At 44.1% G+C, this 17,322-nt stretch carries 20 protein-coding genes; 13 read left to right on the top strand and 7 right to left on the bottom strand.

What is annotated here, in order from left to right; all coding sequences use genetic code 11:
* Window positions 1-17 precede the first annotated feature (17 nt).
* On the top strand, window positions 18-263 hold the full coding sequence (locus tag HUX68_RS11645) for a hypothetical protein (protein ID WP_174614989.1): 246 nt from the start codon (window positions 18-20) through the stop codon (window positions 261-263).
* Here the strand turns inward: HUX68_RS11645 and ligD are convergent.
* On the bottom strand, window positions 256-2,040 hold the full coding sequence (gene ligD / locus HUX68_RS11640) for a DNA ligase D (protein ID WP_174614988.1): 1,785 nt from the start codon (window positions 2,038-2,040) through the stop codon (window positions 256-258). The genes HUX68_RS11645 and ligD overlap by 8 nt on opposite strands.
* Before the next feature lie 79 nt (window positions 2,041-2,119).
* Here ligD and ku point away from each other — a divergent pair, with 79 nt between their 5' ends.
* The 5 genes from ku (at window position 2,120) to HUX68_RS11615 (ending at window position 6,530) form a co-directional block, all read left to right on the top strand.
* Window positions 2,120-2,977, top strand: a complete 858-nt coding sequence (ku, locus tag HUX68_RS11635; RefSeq protein ID WP_174614987.1) for a non-homologous end joining protein Ku — start codon at window positions 2,120-2,122, stop codon at window positions 2,975-2,977.
* Window positions 2,978-3,013: 36 nt separating this feature from the next.
* Window positions 3,014-3,175, top strand: coding sequence for a hypothetical protein (locus HUX68_RS11630; protein WP_174614986.1), 162 nt, complete (start codon window positions 3,014-3,016; stop codon window positions 3,173-3,175).
* Window positions 3,176-3,271: 96 nt separating this feature from the next.
* Complete coding sequence (locus HUX68_RS11625; protein ID WP_174614985.1) at window positions 3,272-4,450, top strand: M24 family metallopeptidase; 1,179 nt, start codon at window positions 3,272-3,274, stop codon at window positions 4,448-4,450.
* Window positions 4,451-4,653: 203 nt separating this feature from the next.
* On the top strand, window positions 4,654-5,673 hold the full coding sequence (locus HUX68_RS11620; RefSeq protein ID WP_174614984.1) for an acyltransferase family protein: 1,020 nt from the start codon (window positions 4,654-4,656) through the stop codon (window positions 5,671-5,673).
* Between the two features lie 26 nt (window positions 5,674-5,699).
* Entirely contained in the window at window positions 5,700-6,530 is an 831-nt protein-coding gene (locus HUX68_RS11615; protein ID WP_246206670.1) for a sugar nucleotide-binding protein, read from the top strand.
* A 79-nt stretch (window positions 6,531-6,609) separates the two neighbouring features.
* Here the strand turns inward: HUX68_RS11615 and HUX68_RS11610 are convergent, their stop codons facing one another.
* A complete protein-coding gene (locus HUX68_RS11610; RefSeq protein WP_174614983.1) occupies window positions 6,610-7,959 on the bottom strand; it encodes a YjiH family protein in 1,350 nt (449 codons plus the stop codon).
* Between the two features lie 203 nt (window positions 7,960-8,162).
* On the opposite strand from HUX68_RS11610, the gene HUX68_RS11605 reads away from it, so the two are divergent.
* The 5 genes from HUX68_RS11605 (at window position 8,163) to HUX68_RS11590 (ending at window position 11,378) form a co-directional block, all read left to right on the top strand.
* Entirely contained in the window at window positions 8,163-8,471 is a 309-nt protein-coding gene (locus HUX68_RS11605; protein ID WP_174614982.1) for a phasin family protein, read from the top strand.
* Between the two features lie 314 nt (window positions 8,472-8,785).
* Window positions 8,786-10,360: an FMN-binding glutamate synthase family protein gene (locus tag HUX68_RS11600; RefSeq protein ID WP_174614981.1), complete on the top strand. Its 1,575-nt coding sequence runs from the start codon at window positions 8,786-8,788 to the stop codon at window positions 10,358-10,360.
* A 118-nt stretch (window positions 10,361-10,478) separates the two neighbouring features.
* Window positions 10,479-10,610 carry a hypothetical protein gene (locus HUX68_RS19455; RefSeq protein ID WP_281355738.1) on the top strand — a complete coding sequence of 44 codons (132 nt, stop codon included), beginning with the start codon at window positions 10,479-10,481 and terminating at the stop codon, window positions 10,608-10,610.
* 93 nt (window positions 10,611-10,703) lie between these two features.
* Window positions 10,704-10,982, top strand: coding sequence for a YwdI family protein (locus tag HUX68_RS11595; protein WP_174614980.1), 279 nt, complete (start codon window positions 10,704-10,706; stop codon window positions 10,980-10,982).
* Window positions 10,983-11,009: 27 nt separating this feature from the next.
* Window positions 11,010-11,378 carry a DUF423 domain-containing protein gene (locus HUX68_RS11590; RefSeq protein WP_174614979.1) on the top strand — a complete coding sequence of 123 codons (369 nt, stop codon included), beginning with the start codon at window positions 11,010-11,012 and terminating at the stop codon, window positions 11,376-11,378.
* On the opposite strand, the gene HUX68_RS11585 is transcribed toward HUX68_RS11590, so the two are convergent.
* From HUX68_RS11585 to hemQ, 4 genes are all read right to left on the bottom strand, one after another.
* Window positions 11,373-11,624, bottom strand: a complete 252-nt coding sequence (locus HUX68_RS11585) for a hypothetical protein (RefSeq protein WP_174614978.1) — start codon at window positions 11,622-11,624, stop codon at window positions 11,373-11,375. The genes HUX68_RS11590 and HUX68_RS11585 overlap by 6 nt on opposite strands.
* Before the next feature lie 226 nt (window positions 11,625-11,850).
* Window positions 11,851-12,291, bottom strand: a complete 441-nt coding sequence (gerQ, locus tag HUX68_RS11580; RefSeq protein ID WP_174614977.1) for a spore coat protein GerQ — start codon at window positions 12,289-12,291, stop codon at window positions 11,851-11,853.
* 16 nt (window positions 12,292-12,307) lie between these two features.
* The gene (locus HUX68_RS11575; protein ID WP_217424803.1) at window positions 12,308-12,730 is read right to left on the bottom strand and encodes a cell wall hydrolase; all 423 of its coding nucleotides are present in this window, start codon (window positions 12,728-12,730) and stop codon (window positions 12,308-12,310) included.
* 275 nt (window positions 12,731-13,005) lie between these two features.
* The gene (gene hemQ / locus HUX68_RS11570) at window positions 13,006-13,746 is read right to left on the bottom strand and encodes a hydrogen peroxide-dependent heme synthase (RefSeq protein ID WP_174614976.1); all 741 of its coding nucleotides are present in this window, start codon (window positions 13,744-13,746) and stop codon (window positions 13,006-13,008) included.
* A gap of 199 nt (window positions 13,747-13,945) precedes the next feature.
* On the opposite strand from hemQ, the gene pta reads away from it, so the two are divergent.
* Window positions 13,946-14,923: a phosphate acetyltransferase gene (pta, locus tag HUX68_RS11565; protein WP_174614975.1), complete on the top strand. Its 978-nt coding sequence runs from the start codon at window positions 13,946-13,948 to the stop codon at window positions 14,921-14,923.
* A gap of 63 nt (window positions 14,924-14,986) precedes the next feature.
* Here pta and HUX68_RS11560 read toward each other — a convergent pair whose 3' ends face one another.
* Window positions 14,987-15,835, bottom strand: a complete 849-nt coding sequence (locus HUX68_RS11560; RefSeq protein ID WP_174614974.1) for a lipoate--protein ligase family protein — start codon at window positions 15,833-15,835, stop codon at window positions 14,987-14,989.
* 97 nt (window positions 15,836-15,932) lie between these two features.
* On the opposite strand from HUX68_RS11560, the gene HUX68_RS11555 reads away from it, so the two are divergent.
* A complete protein-coding gene (locus HUX68_RS11555; protein ID WP_174614973.1) occupies window positions 15,933-17,240 on the top strand; it encodes an HD domain-containing protein in 1,308 nt (435 codons plus the stop codon).
* The last annotated feature ends 82 nt before the right edge of the window (window positions 17,241-17,322 follow it).

Below are 17,322 nucleotides of genomic sequence, written 5' to 3'. Positions count from 1 at the left end.
ACGCGGCACCCAAAATCGTGCGACCAGATCCTAATCTAATCGATCGCACGGGCGGAACATCAACCGCACGGGAGAAACATCAACCGCACGAGCGGAACATCAACCGCACGAGCGGAACATCAACCGCACAGGCGGAACATCAACCGCACAGGCGGAACATCAACCGCACGAGCGGAACATCAACCGCACGGGAGAAACATCAACCGCATGAGCAAAAATTGAGTTCCTCCGCTTCATTCCTGACCCGGCATAAACCTATTTAATCAGCCCAATTAATTTCTCCATGTTCTGCTCAGCGCCAGCTTTCCAATACCCGGAAAATGGACATCCTTTCGTCTTCACACGATCGACAGCATTTTCAATCGTAAATAAATCCGGTGTAAGGCCTTTTTTCACTTCACTCCAAAATAACGGTGCAGCAACGGTTGCATCCGTAGACTTCCTTGGTGAGTATGGAGCAACCAGTGTTTTATCCTTGCCGTGCTGGAGATAGTCGATATACAGTTTGTTGCCGCGTTTTTCTTTTAGACGTTCAGTCGTAAATGAATCAGGGTATCTGCCCTCAATCGTCCAGGCAATCGCCTGTGTGAAAACAGCCGTCTCATCATATGTCAGACTGCCATTTGGAATGGGGATATGCACCTGCAGCCCTTTGCCCCCGGAAGTTTTTACAAATGAAGTCAGCTTCAGGTCATCAAGCATTTCTTTTAAAAGAACCGCAGCCTTAATGGCCAGCGGGAACGCTTCCCGGTCAGGCGGATCCAGATCAAAAACAATCTCACATGGAGTTTCGCTGTCAGCCGTCTGAAAAGGCACATGGAATTCAATTGCGCCGTGATTGGCGAACCATGTTAGTGAATTCAAATCTTCACAGCTGAAAAACATTTCGTCATCAACCTGAATTTCCCGTATATAATCAGGCGCGTAATCCGGAAGGTGTTTTTGGAAAAATGACGTGTCATCAACTCCATCAGGACAACGGATAACCGTTAAACGACGATTGCGTAAAAACGGCAGCATATAGGGGGTGATTTCCCGCATGTAGACGAGCAGGTCACCTTTGGTAAACCCGGGTTCGGGCCAAAAAGTTTTGTTCAAATGTGAGGGATTGATTACTTCCGGCAGCATGGAAATGTCCTGTTGAAGTTTGCTCCATGTACAGCTGTCAGCCGTCATGCCGGGCAGCAGTTGGACGAATTCAGGCTCACGGACTTCTCCGCCATGTAAATCAAGGGTATGTATTTCAGCGCAAATAGCTGGCGGCAGGCGATATCCGTCTTTTTCAGCGGCTCCTTTTGACAGAAAAAGGGACTTCAGCGTTTCCATTTGTTCGTTATCCAATCCATGCTTACATTTGCCGACTTCATGAATGCTGTTATCGTCAAAAACACCAATAGAAAAATAATCATTTCCCGGATGATAGAAGGTCATAAATACGGTGATCGTTCGCCAGTTTTTAATCTTGTACCAGTCATGATGTTTTTTCCCAATTCCGTAAGTACTGTCACGGCGTTTGGCAATCATCCCTTCTCCTTTATTTTCAAAAATTTCCTTCCATAACATATTTGCATCTTCGTAAAATGGCACATACCGCACCAGACCGTTTTCCTTCAGCGGATGCAAAATTTCCGCAAGCCGTTTTTTCCGCACACTAAAATGCGCATCATTTTCCCGATTAAACAAATCAAATGCCATGAAACTTGCCGGACGGGCATCAGCTGCGGTTGAAATTGCATCCTTATTGCTGAGACGCCCGCGCTTTTGAATCAATGAAAAATTGGCCTGCAGCGGATTGTTCAATACAACCAATTCTCCGTCCAGTTTGAGCGGCAGCTCATTTGCAATCAGCTCCTGACGTTCCTGGCAATAAGCAATAATCTCCGGGAAATTTCCTGACAGATCTGTATCGTTTCTGCTGAAAAGCTTAACTGAATTTTTTTCCCAAACAAGCACACACCGGAATCCATCATACTTCACCTCGTACACCCACTTGTCACCGTTCGGAATTTCTGTACCGGCAATCGGCTTCATTAATTTCATTTAAACATCCTCCTCACTAATAAAGTGGCTTATCCGGGGGAAAATATGACCGGAACGAAAACAACAGGAGGTAATCAAGATGCACACGATGTGGAAAGGAACCATCAGTTTCGGGCTGGTCAACATCCCGGTGAAAATGCACGCCGCTACGGAAAATAAGGATGTTAAGCTAAGACAGCTTCATAAAGAATGCCAAACCCCGATAAAATATCAGCGCACATGTCCCAACTGCGACCGTGATGTGGAAAGTGATGAAATCGTCAAGGCATATGAGTATGCAAAAAATAAGTTTGTCGTACTCGATGATGAAGAACTTGCCAACCTGAAAAAGGAACAGGAAGATAAGGCGGTCGAAATTGTCGACTTTGTAAAACTGGATGAAATTGATCCGATTTATTTTGAAAAAAGCTACTATCTTTCGCCGGGTGACGGTGGCGGCAAGGCATACGGTCTGCTGCGCTCTGCCTTGAATGAGACAGGGAAAATAGGGGTTGCCAAAATGATTATCCGGTCAAAGGAACAGCTTGCGGTTATCCGGATCTATCAGAATACACTTGTTGTGGAAACGATCCACTATCCTGATGAAGTACGGGCGGTTCAGGATGTCCCAAATGTCCCGGAAGAAACCGAAACGGCCAAGAAAGAAATTGATACCGCTAAAATGCTGATTGAGCAGCTTACAACTGAGTTCGACCCGGAAAAATATAAGGATGATTACCGTACCGCGTTACTAGAGTTAATCGAAGCAAAGAAAAATCAGGATGAAGTTACAACTGCGAAAGAAAAGCCAAAACCGGACAATGTCACCAATCTGATGGATGCCCTGGAACAATCATTGGATCGCGCCAAAAAAGACAAACCAAAAACGAAGAAGAAAACCGCATCCTCGGGCAAAAAGAAAACGGCGTCATCCTCCAAAAAGAAAACCGGATCCTGAAAAATGCTTCCGCTCTTGTCCGGAGAGGATTGATAATTGCCGGCAAACCTGTTGAACAAACGTGCGAAGTCATCAAGTAAACGTGCGAACCACTGGTCCAAACGTGCGAAGTCATCAAGCAAACGTGCGAACCACTGGTCCAAACGTGCGAAGTCATCAAGCAAACGTGCGAACCACCGGCCCAAACATGCGAAGTAAACATATAATCGTGCGAACTGACAATACTGTTGTTTTATACCCTTCTCTTTTCGGGAACAGTGAATTAAAATCTTGTTGGGAAGAAGGGAATGGGTTATGGAACAACGATTTAATACTTCAGAATATCAGCAGCGCCTGTCACAGGTGAAAGCAAAAATGGAAGAGCAGGGTGTGGACGTTTTACTGGTTTCCAACCCTTCCAATATGAATTATTTAACTGGTTATGATGCATATTCCTTCTATGTTACACAGGCTCTGATTGTTATCAAAGAGCAGGAACAGCCGATTTGGATTGGCAGGAGAATGGATGCGAACGGGGCTAAACTAACAACATGGATTGATAATGAACACATTTATTATTATACCGATGATTATTTGCATTCCGATATGAAGCATCCCATGGACGTCATCGCCCATCTGTTTAAAAAGCTGAAACAGGATCACAGACGGATTGGCGTTGAAATGGGCAGTTATTTCTTATCGGCAATGGCATATGAAACATTTAAAAGCTGGCTGCCCAATGCCACATTTTTCGATACGACAACACTTATCGGGTATGTGCGAATGATTAAATCAGATCGGGAACTGCAATATATGCGGAATGCAGCGGCCAATGCTGAGGCAGCAATGCAGGCGGGGATTAACTCCATTAAAAAAGGTATTTCCGAAAATGAAGTCGCTGCCAATATTTATTATGCTCAGATTCATGGTGTGGAAGGGATTGACGGTGACTATCCATCAATTGCTCCGTTTTTGCTTTCAGGTGTTAAATCATCCAGCCCCCATTTGACATGGAGTGGGGAGGTATTTAATGGCGATGAAATTGTTACGCTTGAGTTGGCAGGTGTTCATAAGCGGTACCATTCACCGCTTGCCAGAACAATTAAACTTGGCGAGCCTTCATCCAAGGAAAAACGATTGGGTGATGCGGTAACAGACAGTTTGAACGAAACATTAAATGCCGCCAAGCCAGGCGCAACATGTGGTGATTTAGCACTTGTGTGGAGCGATGCAATCCGCAAACATGGTTTTGAAAAGTATGACAGACTCGGATATTCAGTCGGGTTAAGTTATCCGCCAAACTGGGGCGAGCACACAGCAAGTATTCGCCAATATAATCAAACGGTTCTGGAACCAAACATGACGTTCCATCTGATTCCCGGACTTTGGGAAGATGATTGCGGGGTTGAAATCAGCGAAACATTTGTTGTTACGGAAAACGGCTGTGAAACACTTGCGAATTTTCAGCGGGAGCTGATTAAAAAGGAAAGCTGACAGGACTATCTATCCTGACAGCCTGGACGAACAACAAAATAGCTGCAACTTTTTCCTGAAAGTTTACGCGAATGTATCATTTTTTCATTCTGTTTACACCTAAATAACAACCTTATGAAATCTTCAGTTAACTATCGTATTTTTGCTTGAAGTGGGTATATCATAGTAAAGAGGTTAATTTAAAGAATAAAGGAATGAAATAGATGAACAGAAATGCGTATTTTGATAATGCGAGAGTCTTTTTAATATTTTTAGTCGTTTTCGGCCATTTGGTTCAGCCTTTTACAGATGGTTCTAACGGAATGAATACACTTTATCTATGGATTTACACGTTTCATATGCCTGCGTTCATATTCCTGGCAGGGTTCTTTGCAAAAGGGTCAGGTAACTGGAAATATATTTTCAATCTGGCAAAAAAGTTGCTGGTGCCGTACCTGATTTTTCAATTACTGTATACAGCCTACTACTTTTTTATCGGAAAAGAGGGCTGGGAAAGCGGAATTTTTTATCCGCAATGGTCCCTATGGTTCCTGTTCAGTTTGTTCAGCTGGCATATTCTGTTGATCGGCTTTAAAAAACTACCGGCCGCAGCGGGAATCATTTCAACTATTGCTATCGGATTGGTGGCAGGTTATTTCGGTGACATCGGGCACACATTCAGCCTGTCCAGAACGATTGTGTTTTTCCCATTTTTCCTGATGGGGTATTGGATGACCAAAGATCAGGTGCTTGTATTGAAACGAAAAGGATTGCAAATTGCAGCAGTGGTTGTTCTGGTTGGAGTTGCTGCCGGTATTTACATTGCACCTGATTTTAATTCGGGCTGGCTTTTGGCATCAAAATCATACGGTGATTTGGGACTGCCGGAATTCGGCGGTCTGGCAAGGCTGCTGGTCTATGGAACGTCTTTCGCCATGTCATTCAGTGTGCTTGCTCTGATTCCGCAGTCACACAGTACCGTAACAAAACTTGGTGCCAGAACATTATATGTCTATTTGCTGCACGGATTTTTTATCCAACTTTTCCGTGAGGCGAATGTGTTCGAAGTAAGCAACTTCTTTGATGTAATTGGCCTTGCTGTAATCGCAGCATTTATTGTATGGCTGTTATCAAGCAGACCGATACAGGGAATCTGGCAGCCGTTTATTGAAGGAAAAGCATCCATTTTAAAAGATGTATTCGGAGATCGCGGCAGAAAAGGAGATCAGCACTTTAATACGTGAAGCCAAAATAATGAGGGAAGGTGTCAATGATGAAAGTATGTGTATTTGGAGCGAGTGGCTATGTTGGTGCATCTGTTTTTCAACTGGCAAAAGAAATTCCAGGCGCTGAAGTGACCGGCACATATTTGGAAGAACCGGCCTTGCTTGATGATTTGTATAAACTGGACATCAACCAGCCGGAGTCGTTTTCCGAGTTTTATAAAGAAGCCGATCCCGATGTTGTAATCTGGTCTGTAATGGACGGTCCGAATGAGCATGAATTAACCGATCAGGGACTGTTGCATCTGATTACGCACTTAACGCCGCAGACAAAACTGATTTACATTTCATCTGATTTTGTGTTTACGGAAGGGAAAGGGCCGTACAATGAAGATGATGCGCTGTCGAAATTACCGGATGACCATTTATTCAGTAATTATGCAAATGCAAAGGTAAAAGCTGAGCGTTTTATCACAAATGAGCTTTCCAATTACGTTATTTTGCGTGCCGGTCCGATTTATGGTGAAAATAAAATCGGCAAACTGGACGAACGTACCGATAAACTTTCCAGCCATCTGCGTTCAGGTAAGCCGGCAGCGTATCGTGATGACCTGGTTCGCACGTTTGTTCATGTGGATGATTTGGCGAAAGTCATTCAGGAATTGATTGAAAACGATGTGACCGGTGTTTACCATACAGGTGCAACGGAAAGCAGGAGTTACTATGAATTTATGCGCGGGGCGGCTGAGCAATTCGGCTATAACAGACGGCTTGTTGAAAAAGGCTCCGAGCGGGAAAAGGTTGATCAGGAAGTACCGAAAGACACATCATTAAACACAGAAAAAATCAGGCAAATTACGAAACTTATTTTTCGCTGAGACGTATAATAAGACGACCCTCTATAGTTTGATATATTAGAAACAGCCCGCTGTCGGAATGATGGCGGGCTGTTTCAGGTTAAAAAAGCAGATGTGCAATCAGTACAATAACCGGTAATGTGATTATGGTCCGCAGCAGGAAAATAACGAATAAATTCCAAAATGAGACCGGAATTTTTGACCCGAGTAACAGTCCACCGACCTCGGACATGTAAATCAATTGTGTAACGGATAATGCAGCAATAATAAATCTGGTAATCTCAGCTTCAACCGTTGAGATCATAATGGATGGCAGGAACATGTCGGCAAATCCGATCAGAATCGTCTCAGATGCCGCCTCTGCATTAGGTACCTGCATCAGTTCAAGCAGCGGGATGAACGGAAGTCCAAGCCAGGAAAAGACTGGTGTATAGGTTGCAATGATTAATGCAATCAGCCCGAACGCCATCACAATCGGGGCTACACCCATCCACATATCGAGTATGTTCTGTCCGCCTTCTTTGAAAAATTTATATACGCTTGTCTCAGTCTTTGCCTGCTCAAGTGCTTTTTTATAGCCGAATGTGAGACTGTTGTGTCCTGTTGGAACTTCTTCCTCGATATCTCCTTCCGCTTCACTGATGTACGTATTGGCTTTTAGCGAGAGCGGAGGGATACGCGGCATAATCAATGCTGCTATGACCCCAGCAGCAATCACCGTTAGATAGAACGGGACAAACATTTGAATAAGACCGACCTGATCAATGACAACCAGTGTGAACGTAATCGAGACAACTGAAAATGTCGTACCAATTACAGCTGCATCCCGTTTCGTATAATAGCCGTCTTCATACTGCTTACTTGTCAACAGCACACCGATTGTACCGTCACCAACCCAGGAAGCCAGTGCATCGATGGAGGAACGGCCAGGCAGCCGGAACAATGGCCGCATAATTTTTGTCATTAGTGTTCCGAAAAAATCGAGCAGACCGAAATTCATCAGCAGCGGCAGGAATAGTCCGGCAAATAAAAACACGGCAAATAACACGTGCAGCAAATCTCCCAGCAGCAACTGGCCGGTGTCTGGTCCGTAAATCATTTCAGATCCCAGCCGGAAATACACCATTATCGCAAATATGGCAGCAACAATTCGTGTAATCGTCCAGAAAGTGCTTACATAAAAAAGCTGCTGGAAAAATGGTGTTTTTTGAAATGCTTCTTTGCCGGCAATTTTTGCAATCATTGTCATGATTGCAGTAACTACTATAATTATCATCATAATCATGGAAAGCTGATCTTTTAATAATGCCTGAAGCCAATTGGACAGGATAGCGATCGGAATGGTCATCCCCTGATCGGTATTGACAGGAGTCATGAACAGGAAAATACCAATTAGCGATGGAATTATAAATTTAAGATGGTCAGTCCATTTGTATGTATCTTTTTGCATTGTATCCTCCTAAAAAGTCAATTTTCATCATTATAAACGATTCTATCACATATGACTATGAGCCAACATAATTATATTGTATTTAAAACTGGTTTAGCATCCTGTTTAAATCGGGTAAAGAGTGATAGGAACATTATTTTTCAAGTCAAATCGACTGTATTTTATTCGATTGATAAACATAGACTTAGAAGGGGGTGGCAATGATGAGTGACTTTTTAAAGAAAGGCTTTTTGCTCGGTCTAGGTGCTGCAGTCAGCGGTAAAGAAAGGCTTGATAAAAAGCTGAAGGAACTTGTGGAGAAGAATGAGCTGACGCAAGAACAGGCACGGACAGTCATGCGCAATTTCGTTGAAAAAGGTGAGCAGAAAACAGATGAGTGGAGTACCAGACAAACTGAACAGACACAGGAAATGGCAACTGACCTTGGCTTAGCCACCAAAGATGATATAGATGAACTGCACCAGCGCATCGCTGTACTCGAAAACAGACTGAAACAGGAACAGGAACAGTAGCATACTGATGAACGCAGATCTCCTTGTTGGGGGTCTGTTTTTTTTGTGAATCCCAACTGCTGGTCCAGGTTCCGTTTATCCGATGCGCCGTACTTTTAACCATACCCGCCGTATATTTGATCGAACGCGCTGTATAAATGTAAAATCCCGCCGTACTTTGTGCCGCAACCGCTGTACATTCTGGCAAACCCGCCGTATCAAGACACGAATCCACTCTGCCGGAAACCTTCTAAAAGGAATGAGGATTCCCCCTCATGTTTATTCACCTGTGGAAAGGGAATATATCGATAGTACATAAGTTGGGGGTATCAAATATGGAAATTGGTTTGTTAACGGCGCTGATCATTATTATCGGGCTTATCATTGTTGTTCCGTTAATTTTACTGGTGCGTTTATATATGGTTGATGCAAGACAAAAAGAGCATTCCATTTTACGGAACTATCCGATACTGGGAAAAATCCGCTACATAATGGAAAAAGTAGGCCCGGAATTCCGGCAGTATTTGTTTTTGAACAATAATGAGGGCAGACCGTTCCACCGCAGGGAATTTGAGTACGTGTATAAAGCAGCAAAATATAACAGCCGGATGATCGGTTATGGTTCGGAACGTGATTTTGAAGATGAGGGAATGTATCTTGTTAACAATATGTTCCCAAGCCAGCGGGAAGAATTGCGAATTGACCAGAATCCGAAAGTCAGTACAAGGCTGTATACGATTGATAATGAAAAACTGATCAGCCGCAAAGAACATAGTGAAGCACAAACAATTAATCCATTCTACCTGGCAGAGGAGGATGTGATTATTCTTGGTGAAAATACTGTACGAAAGCCATTTAAGCTAAAAGGGATTATCGGGCAGTCAGCCATGAGTTTTGGTTCGCTTGGTGATCATGCCATTACCGCACTTTCCAAAGGACTGGGGATGGCCGGCGGAACCTGGATGAACACCGGGGAAGGGAGCATTTCCCCGTACCATCAAAAAGGGGATGTCGACATCATCATGCAAATCAGTCCCGGTCTGTTTGGCGTCCGTACGAAAGATGGGGAATTTTCCTGGGAAGAATTTAAAAATCAGAGTGCCATTGATCAGGTGAAAGCGTTCGAATTAAAGCTTGGACAGGGTGCTAAAACCCGCGGCGGTCATGTCGACGGGAAAAAAGTCACCGAAGAAATTGCTGAAATTCGCAAGGTAGAGCCGTGGCAGGAAATTAACAGTCCAAACCGGTTCCGTGAATTTGACGATGCACATGGTCTGCTTGAATTTGTAAATAAATTACGCGATGTTGGGGGCAAGCCAGTCGGCACCAAAATTGTCATCGGAAATGAACACCAGGCAGAGTCCTACATTAAAGCAATGAAAGAAGCGGATGTCGTACCGGACTTTATTACAGTTGATGGTGGTAACGGCGGTACGGGCGCGTCTTATTTTGAGCTTGCCGAATCTGTCGGGCTGCCGACATTTGCTGCATTACCGCTCGTGGATGATTTACTGAAGAAATATGGTCTGCGTGAGCGGACCCGCATTATTGCGTCAGGACAATTAATTACCCCGGACAAAATTGCTATGGCGCTTGCACTTGGCGCCGACATGATTAATATCGCCAGAGGCTTTATGCTGTCAGTCGGCTGTATCATGGCACAGGTTTGCCACACGAACAATTGCCCGGTTGGGGTTGCAACAACAGATCCGGATTTGCAAAAGGCATTAAGTGTGGAAGAAAAGAAATACCGTGTTTGCAATTATTTGGTTGCGCTTCGTGAAGGCGTGTTTCAGATGTCTGCAGCTGTCGGTATTAAAAGTCCGACCGAATTCACCCGCGATCATATTGTGTACAAAACCCGTCTGAGCCAGCTGATTAGGGATGAAGAGCTTTCCCGGATTGGATAATATTATCAGTAAATTGCGTAAATTTTTAAATTGGATATTGATTCCTTGACCATCATTATGTAAAATGAAATATAGGATAAATATATTGGTTCGTTTCTTTATGGGGGGATTTTTGCGTATGGAAAGTTTTTCGCAAGTTCACGAAGATACGGAAGAAAAACTGGGCAGGGAATTGGCAGAAAATGAAATGGAATTTTTACATTGGGTCTATAATCGCTATGCGGAAGAACAACAGCATGTAGGTACCTAGGAGAAATAGATGAAGGGAAGTCTTGACGATGTTCAAGGCTTTTTTTCATGTCATAATTAGTGGTATACTCTGGATATAAGGGAGTGAGCGCTCATGGCAGTTGCCAATGAAACGATAATAAAGAAAATGATTAATGAATTAAACAAGGCACGTGATGCGGATGAAAAATCGGTAAAAAATCACATTGCCAACGTTCAGCTTCTTTGTGATCTTATGCTGGAAGGTGACAAACCACAAACTGAAAAGACCAGTATTACGAACGCGGAAATGAAGGCGATGATAGGTGAAAACGGCAATCAAAAGGTGGAACCTGTACAACGCAGCACAATCAACGATGATGATGCAAACGGTGATTCGCTTTTTGACTTTTAACACCAGGATTGGGGAAGGAGCAGAAAGATGAAATTATTTCTACTGTTAGGTGTAATAAATGGATTTTTAGCAGTGGCATTAGGCGCCTTTGGGGCACATGGATTGGAAGGGAAACTGTCGGAAAAGATGCTCGGTATTTGGGACAAAGCGGTAACGTATCAGATGTTCCATACAATGGCATTGCTTGTAACCGGACTGCTCTGCGCTAAACTGCAAAGTGGTGGAATGACCTGGGCCGGCTGGATGTTCTTTGTCGGGATTATTCTTTTTTCCGGCAGTCTGTACATTTATTCGCTTTCCGGACTGAAGTTGTTTGCGATGATTACGCCGATTGGCGGTGTGGCGTTTCTGGCCGGTTGGGTATTGCTTGGCTATGCCGTTATTAAACATTTATAACTGGAAGAACAGGACAATCGTTAAAAGCAGCAGCATGGCAGCTTTTGCGAACTGTTTTAATCCTGCCGTTGTATGAAACGTGTTCATGGCGATTAATCCTTCGAAGACTAAACTGACTGCCAGGAGAAAGATACATAAGAAAATAATCAGCAAATATCCCTGGAAGATTGCAATCAGTCCAATAATCATTGCGGCTGCAAGTGTTAACAGTTCCAGTCGGATAAACTTTTCATATGGATGTCGCATATGTAATTCTCCTTTTGTTGGGACATTAGAAAAACTTGGGTAAAGGCCAAGTTTTTCTAAGCAGTTACTGCATAAGTGCAACTAAGGCATTCGCCATAAAGCTTGCACTCAAGAGCATAAGGGCTTCTAAGAAAGCAAAAAACACTTTCATAAGAATCCCTTTAGCGAATGCCAAGTTTTGTAAAGATGATACTGTCCCTTATCGTGATGGATATGTGGCCATATTTCATGAATCCCCATATGGATAGGCGTAATTAATTTCACCCTCAAACGTTATATAATCCAGATAGATCATCAGCAGCAAATAGCGCCGTCCGGTTTCGGGATCACTCAGAATGATATGATCTCTCCCCGCAGCCTCAACTACCCCCCTGAACACTTTGGAGCTCCACTCGGCATCATTTTCAAATGACATATAGACGGTAGCAACTTTCCCCTCATTCAACCGCAAAATATTTTCAATGTATGACTGTTCGGTCGGCAGCATGGGTTCGACCGCTTCCGGTGCCGGTGTTGCAGGATCCTGCTGCATCTGCGAAGGATCCATTTGTCTTGGGTCATAGGCCGGGTAATATGCCGGTGCCGCCTGCGGATAATAATAGTACGGATAATACGCCTGATATGGATTATTACCAGGATAATTTCCGTTTGGATCAAAATTACTCATCGAATACCTCCTGATTTTAATAGACTCTCGGACATTCAGATTCCAATGGATCATAGAAACAATGTGACTTATATCTGCCGGCATTCCACTGACCGTACCACTGGGCCGGACATTCTCCGGATGGTCTGAAAAACCATAATGAGTTGGTTGCCGGATGATATCGTTTTCCATTAATTACTTTACGGGCAAGCCTGATATCCTGCTGACGTGCCCTCCGGTAAAAAAAGCCTTTTTGTACTGCTTCAAAGCCTCCCGGACTTTGAAAGACCATATCTCTGATTGTACTCAGTTCTGTAAAGTCCAAACAGTTGGAAAGCACACGATTAACGCCGGTGTTTCCAACCATAAGCATTCCAAGTTTGCCGTCACCCACTGCCTCTGCGCGCATTAAACGGGCAAGCAATTGTACACCTTTTTCCGTAGTTTTAATGACAGCCACAACAAACACACCCCGTTTCTGCAGCTCATGCTGTCAGGCTACTAGATATGTGTATGCAAAATAGGCGGGAATAATGAATGTTTTTTAACCCCGTTGCTGAGCGGCATATCCTGTATTTTGGAAATGTTAATTTGTTAGGTGACACTTGAATTTTGTCGAATTTTATTTTAGAGGAAGAGGTAGAAGTGTTATACGGCACTTTGCGTGTTTGTATAAGTCCGGTCTTAATGAGCTGTAACAAAAAATCCCCCAAGCCGAAGCTGTGGGGGGGTGATCTACACGCTCAAATATTGGTCAATATCGTCTTTTAACAGTTGGTTGCCGACGAAAAATTTACCGAACTCACCGTACTTGGCACTTACTTCGTCAAAACGCATTTCATAAACGATTTTCTTAAGCTGTAAAACATCATGGGCGAACAGGGTTACGCCCCATTCCCAGTCATCAAAGCCAAATGATCCTGTAATAACCTGCTTTACTTCGCCTGCGTATTTCCGGCCTGTTTTACTGTGCTCGTACAGCAGTTTCGCACGTTCTTTAAAATCAAGCGAATACCAATTTTCTTCACCCTGACGGCGCTTGTCCATCGGGTAGAAACACATATGCTCCCACTTTGGCAGGATAGGGTGCAGACGTTCAAGTGTCCGCGGATCATCCGCCGGGCGCTGTGGTCCGTATTTGGAAAGTTCGACAACCGACACATATGAATATGAAGGTTTCAGAAACTCCGCAAATTTTGATTTATTAAATTCCGTTTCAATGTCTGTTAATTCATTCATCGTCGGACGCAGGAACATAAACATTAAATCTGCCTTCTGTCCAACTACTTTATAGAGAACATGACTGCCATTTTCATCTGCCTCAACTGCTTCCCATTTAATCAGCAGGTCTTTCAATTCATTAACCGCGGACTGGCGCTCCTCGTTCGATAGCATTTTCCATGAGATCCAGTCGATGGTCCTGAGATCATGCAGGCAATACCAGCCATCCATTGTTTCAACTGCTTCAGCTGCCATTCAATATCTCTCCTTCAATTAGAAAAAATTATCGCATGTTTTTACTATATCATAATCAGGGAACAATAATCATGGAAGACACGTTTCGTCAATGTTCTGTCAAAACTGTGCAGAATTTCAGGTTGAGTTTCTTTATATGAATGGAGCTATCGATTATCATTGAAGTTAGCAGTAATTTGAGTTTGAGAGGGGTTTTATAATGAGCGGTCTTTTTGATCAGCTGAGTGGTAAATTAGATGCTGTAAATAAATCTATTGTTTTTCCGGAAGGCACGGATGAGCGGGTGTTGACCGCCGCGAGCCAGCTGGGTGCTGCCGGTGTGCTGACTCCTGTATTGCTGGGGGATAAAGACAGAATGAGGAAGAAAGCAGAGGAAGCCGGTGTGGATATCAGTGCGTGCAAGTTAATGGATCCAACTTCATTTGCCGAGTTTGATTTAATGGTTGAGACTTTTGTTGAACGCCGTAAAGGCAAGGTATCTGACCAGGAAGCCCGGGAAATTCTTATGGATGAAAATTATTTCGGAACAATGCTTGTCCATATGAATCAGGCAGACGGCCTTGTCAGTGGAGCCGTTCATTCAACTGCAGACACGGTTCGCCCCGCACTTCAGATTATTAAAACGAAAGAAGGCATAAAAAAAACATCCGGTGTATTCGTCATGGTCCGCAATGATGAAAAATATGTGTTCGCTGACTGTGCAATTAACATCAACCCGGATAGTCAGGATCTTGCTGAAATTGCGGTTGAGAGTGCCAACACAGCGGCATTATTCGGTATTGATCCGCGTGTGGCGATGCTCAGTTTTTCCACAAAAGGATCGGCAACATCGCCGGAAACGGAGAAAGTTACGGAAGCTTTGTCAGCGGCCCGGGAAAAGAATCCCGATCTTCTAATTGACGGGGAGTTCCAGTTTGACGCCGCATTTGTTCCGGAAGTGGCAGCGAAAAAAGCCCCCGGCTCTGTACTCGAGGGAAATGCGAATGTATTTATTTTCCCAAGTCTTGAGGCTGGCAATATCGGTTACAAAATTGCCCAGCGGCTCGGAAAATTCGATGCAGTCGGGCCGATTCTGCAGGGCCTGAACAAACCGGTGAACGACCTGTCGCGCGGATGCACTGCCGATGATGTGTATAAACTTGCGATCATAACAGCCGTCCAGGCAGGGGGATCTTAAAAAGCTTGCGGTTTCGGCTGCAAGCTTTTTGTGCGTTGTTAATTTTTCAAAAATGTGCCGAACTTATTGCAGTTTCGCAATTCCTTCATTACGTTTGACCATCTGTGCATACCGCTTTTCAAACTGTTCAATCTCTGCATCGGAAAAATCTGTCGAGACGACTTCTTCGCTTATTTCCTGCAGCGTCCTAATAACTCGTTCCTTCATTTCGTCAACGGTGATCTGTTCCCCGAGAAGTTCGGATAATGATGCCATGACAGACGGGTCAACATCCGGAAAGTCAAAGTTTGTTTCCGTATCTTTCAGGCCTGTCTCATAAAAATCCCGAATCAGCGCAGCCCGTTCAAACCCTTTTCCTTCCACATCCAAGTAAATTTGAATGGCAGCGCCGTCCTTCACACGCCGCTGCGAAATACCCGCAAATTTGCGGCCGCCAATGCTTAGATCATAGTCTCCCGGACAATAGGAACCGACAATTTCATATGCTTCAATTCCATCGGTTACATCCCGCAGCATATACTGGACAAAGCCGACCATTGCTTCATAGCAATCATAGATAGAAATATGTTTCACATCAGGCAGGACCAGTGAGATATTCAGCACGCCGGCATCCAAGGCGACAGCGAGACCGCCGGAATTACGGACGACTACGTGGTAGCCTCGATCGGCAAGCAGTCGCACTCCTTCATCAATAAATGGAACGCGAGCATCGGGAATGCCCAGCACAACCGTATCCGGATGCACCCACAGTCTTACTGCCGGCGTAGTCCGTCCGCCGACAAACAGTGCCAGCACATCATCAACCGCAAATGAGGTCAGTGCGGTGTATGCTTTATGTTGAAAAGATTCTTTTCCGGAATGATCAAGGTAACGAATCGTTGCATTCCCGATGAGGTCTCGCCAGTTTTTCATAATTTTCTCCTTTTGCATGTCAAGATTGACTCTTTTTATGTTTAAACATCTATTATATAATATAATAAAAGTTGTCGAAAAGAAACGGGTTGTAAAAATGGCGTATAAAGACGAACAATTAAACGAGGAAAAAGTGTTTAAAGACCCTGTGCACCGCTATGTTCACGTGCAGGATCGGGTGATCTGGGACCTGATTGCGGCACCTGAATTTCAGCGGCTGCGGCGGATCAAGCAGCTTGGCACTACCTATTTGACGTTTCACGGTGCTGAGCACAGCCGGTTCAACCATTCGCTGGGTGTATATGAAATTGTCCGGCGCATTCTGTATAATTTCCAGGGGCGTCCGCATTGGAATCCGGATGAACGGTTGCTGTGTTTGTGTGCGGCGCTTCTGCATGATCTCGGCCATGGTCCATTTTCACATTCGTTTGAAAAAGTGTTCAAGCTGGATCATGAGTATTTTACCAAACAGATTATTGCCGGTGACACGGAAATAAATCGAATATTGGAACGCGTATCCCCCGGATTTTCTAAAAAAGTTGCCGATGTTATTAATAAAACATATGAAGACAAATTGGTTGTCAGCTTGATTTCCAGTCAGATTGATGCCGATCGGATGGATTATTTGCAGCGGGATGCCTATTTTACTGGAGTCAGTTATGGTCATTTTGATATGGAGCGGATTCTTCGTGTGATGCGGCCGATTGAGGATCAGGTCGTCATTAAGTCGAGCGGTATGCATGCGGTGGAAGATTATATTATGAGTCGCTATCAGATGTATTGGCAGGTTTATTTTCATCCGGTGACCAGAAGTGCGGAAGTGATTTTGTCGAAAATCCTGCACCGTGCCAAATACCTTTTTGAACAAAATTACACGTTTAAATTGAAGCCGATTCATTTTATTTCGTTTTTTAAAGAACAGGTGGATTTAAGTGATTATTTGAAGCTGGATGAATCAATCGTTTCCTATTATTTTCAGTTATGGCAGGAAGAAGATGACGATATTTTGCGGGATTTGTGCGAGCGGTTTGTGAACCGGCGCTTGTTTAAGTATATCGAATTCAATCCGAATCAGCAGATGAACGAATGGATGGAACTGTACCGGCTGTTTCAGGAGGCGGGAATTGACCCGGAATACTACCTGGTCGTGGATTCATCTTCTGATTTGCCGTATGACTTTTACCGTCCCGGCGAAGAGGAAGAACGCCTGCCGATCCACTTGCTGATGCCGGATGGCGGGTTAAAGGAGCTGTCGCGTCATTCGGATATTGTTGAATCCATTTCCGGAAAAAAACGGACAGATCATAAACTCTATTTTCCCAAGGATATGCTGGAAAGCCTGAAGGAGGACAGTCCTGTTAAAAGTAGAATTCGGGAGTTGTTATCGCCCGTCAGCCGGCAGTGAACCTTGCATTGAAGCAGGGTCCCTATGTCCGATATGTTCAACTAACAATCAGTGAAACACCACACTGATTGAAGTTTCACTT

Source organism: Virgibacillus ihumii, assembly GCF_902726655.1.
GTDB classification, from domain to species: Bacteria; Bacillota; Bacilli; order Bacillales; family Amphibacillaceae; genus Lentibacillus; species Lentibacillus ihumii.
The sequence above is the reverse complement of the archived record's forward strand: the minus strand, read 5'-3'. Positions and strand labels throughout refer to the sequence as shown.

Excerpts from the sequence above, each read along its gene's own strand:
- ligD (WP_174614988.1), bottom strand. The coding sequence starts at position 2,040 with ATGAAATTAATGAAGCCGATTGCCGGTACAGAAATTCCGAACGGTGAC.
- ku (WP_174614987.1), top strand. The coding sequence starts at position 2,120 with ATGCACACGATGTGGAAAGGAACCATCAGTTTCGGGCTGGTCAACATC.
- HUX68_RS11625 (WP_174614985.1), top strand. The coding sequence starts at position 3,272 with ATGGAACAACGATTTAATACTTCAGAATATCAGCAGCGCCTGTCACAG.
- HUX68_RS11620 (WP_174614984.1), top strand. The coding sequence starts at position 4,654 with ATGAACAGAAATGCGTATTTTGATAATGCGAGAGTCTTTTTAATATTT.
- HUX68_RS11615 (WP_246206670.1), top strand. The coding sequence starts at position 5,700 with ATGATGAAAGTATGTGTATTTGGAGCGAGTGGCTATGTTGGTGCATCT.
- HUX68_RS11610 (WP_174614983.1), bottom strand. The coding sequence starts at position 7,959 with ATGCAAAAAGATACATACAAATGGACTGACCATCTTAAATTTATAATT.
- HUX68_RS11605 (WP_174614982.1), top strand. The coding sequence starts at position 8,163 with ATGAGTGACTTTTTAAAGAAAGGCTTTTTGCTCGGTCTAGGTGCTGCA.
- HUX68_RS11600 (WP_174614981.1), top strand. The coding sequence starts at position 8,786 with ATGGAAATTGGTTTGTTAACGGCGCTGATCATTATTATCGGGCTTATC.
- HUX68_RS19455 (WP_281355738.1), top strand. The coding sequence starts at position 10,479 with ATGGAAAGTTTTTCGCAAGTTCACGAAGATACGGAAGAAAAACTGGGC.
- HUX68_RS11595 (WP_174614980.1), top strand. The coding sequence starts at position 10,704 with ATGGCAGTTGCCAATGAAACGATAATAAAGAAAATGATTAATGAATTA.
- HUX68_RS11590 (WP_174614979.1), top strand. The coding sequence starts at position 11,010 with ATGAAATTATTTCTACTGTTAGGTGTAATAAATGGATTTTTAGCAGTG.
- HUX68_RS11585 (WP_174614978.1), bottom strand. The coding sequence starts at position 11,624 with ATGCGACATCCATATGAAAAGTTTATCCGACTGGAACTGTTAACACTT.
- gerQ (WP_174614977.1), bottom strand. The coding sequence starts at position 12,291 with ATGAGTAATTTTGATCCAAACGGAAATTATCCTGGTAATAATCCATAT.
- hemQ (WP_174614976.1), bottom strand. The coding sequence starts at position 13,746 with ATGGCAGCTGAAGCAGTTGAAACAATGGATGGCTGGTATTGCCTGCAT.
- pta (WP_174614975.1), top strand. The coding sequence starts at position 13,946 with ATGAGCGGTCTTTTTGATCAGCTGAGTGGTAAATTAGATGCTGTAAAT.
- HUX68_RS11560 (WP_174614974.1), bottom strand. The coding sequence starts at position 15,835 with ATGAAAAACTGGCGAGACCTCATCGGGAATGCAACGATTCGTTACCTT.
- HUX68_RS11555 (WP_174614973.1), top strand. The coding sequence starts at position 15,933 with ATGGCGTATAAAGACGAACAATTAAACGAGGAAAAAGTGTTTAAAGAC.